Below are 1,862 nucleotides of genomic sequence, written 5' to 3' on the forward strand. Positions count from 1 at the left end.
TTTTGTTCGCCCAGCATGGGCGAACTCTAACGGGTGAAAGTCCCTAGTACGACCTGGTAGCGGTAAGTACATAGCTGAAAGCAAGGGTGTCCAGGGTGACTTGGAATCTGAAGGAAGCTCGAGGCAAACCTCCGGTCTGACGTACAGAAACCATATAAGAGGCATCGTATGTGGATAAGACTGCAAAAGAAGTTAAAGTCCTATAGCTACTTTACATGCGCTGTATATATGGCGGATAGATGGAGGGAAAGAGTTCGCACCTTAACTGGGGAGGTCTCACGGGTCTGTACCAAAATCCTGTAGTGATACGGGACTGGACTGTGAGAAGTCAGCAGAAGCCGTAGTAGTGAAGAGGTCTAACGAAAGTTAGAAAGAGCGAAGGGCTGAACAATTTTATTGTTATAGAAATCTCAATTGGGGAAGGAAATGGACCACTGGCTAACGCGGAAAAGTGGATACCTTACTACGAGAAAGAAAGGAAATAACAGGCATGTATGAAAGAAAACTAATCGACAAGATACTCGATAAAGATAACCTTGACCAAGCATTCAAGCAAGTAAAGAAAAACAAGGGTTCTGCCGGTGTTGATGGTATGACAGTGGATGAGTTAGCTGGATATTTGGCGTTGAACAAGGATAAGATTATTCGTCAAATTCAACAAAGAGAATACAAACCAAAACCAGTACTAAGGGTCGAAATACCAAAACCAAACGGTGGAGTACGACTTTTAGGAATTCCGACAGTCCTAGATAGAGTTATTCAACAAGCAATTTCGCAAGTTCTAACACCAATGTTCGATAAACTGTTCAGTGAATATAGTTATGGTTTCAGACCAAGACGTTATGCAGAAATGGCTATTCTAAAAGCATTAGAGTTCATGAATGACGGTTACGATTGGATCGTGGACATTGACTTAGAGCGTTTCTTCGACACAGTACATCATGACAGATTGATGAATCTCATATCGAGAACAGTGGATGACGGAGATGTCATTTCACTTATTCGTAAATTCTTGATAAGCGGTGTTCAAATGGATGAAGAATACAAAGAAACTGTCATCGGAACTCCGCAAGGAGGTAACTTATCTCCGCTACTCAGTAATATCATGCTTAATGAATTGGATAAGGAATTAGAAAGTCGAGGTTTACATTTCGTTAGATACGCAGATGACTGTATTATCATGGTCAAGAGCGAAATGTCAGCGAAACGAGTCATGAGGTCGGTGTCGAGATTTATTGAAGAGAAGCTAGGTTTAATCGTAAATGTGGAGAAATCAAAAGTAACGAAACCGAATGACCCTGATATGAAGTTCCTAGGCTTTGGATTCTTCAAGGATTATCAATCTGATTTATACAAAGCCAAACCACATCAAAAGTCTCTAGATAGGTTTAAATTCAAACTTAAACAATTAACAAGAAAGAATTGGAGTGTTGATACGAAGTATCAGGTGGAGCGAATTAATCAGTTAATAAGAGGATGGGTCAATTACTTTAGGGTTGGTTATATGAAGACAGCACTTGGAAAAATAGACTCCCATACAAGATTTAGATTACGAATGTGTATCTGGAAGAAATGGAAAACGGCGAAAAATCGTAGGAAGAATCTTATTAAATTAGGTATGGATAGATATAGTGCATATAAAAATAGCCACACCAGTAAGGGTGCAGCCCGCACGGCATACTCCTGGATACTAACCACAACGATTACCAATAAGAGATTAGCCAGTTTTGGACTAATCTCCTGTAAACAACACTACATCAAAGTGCATGCCTAATATAAAATTGAACCGCCGTATACGGATCCGTACGTACGGTGGTGTGAGAGGTCGGATAGTCAAATAATGATTATCCTCCTACTCGATG

The 1,862-nt window shown here is 40.2% G+C and carries 1 protein-coding gene; it reads left to right on the plus strand.

Features of this window, described 5'->3' with window-relative positions; translation table 11 throughout:
• Positions 1 to 451: 451 nt before the first annotated feature.
• A complete protein-coding gene (gene ltrA, locus AB3M96_RS23580) occupies positions 452 to 1,774 on the plus strand; it encodes a group II intron reverse transcriptase/maturase (RefSeq protein ID WP_412970052.1) in 1,323 nt (440 codons plus the stop codon).
• Positions 1,775 to 1,862 lie beyond the last annotated feature (88 nt).

Origin of the sequence: Ferdinandcohnia jepli (assembly GCF_047246645.1) — a bacterium.
GTDB lineage: Bacteria > Bacillota > Bacilli > Bacillales > Bacillaceae_L > Ferdinandcohnia.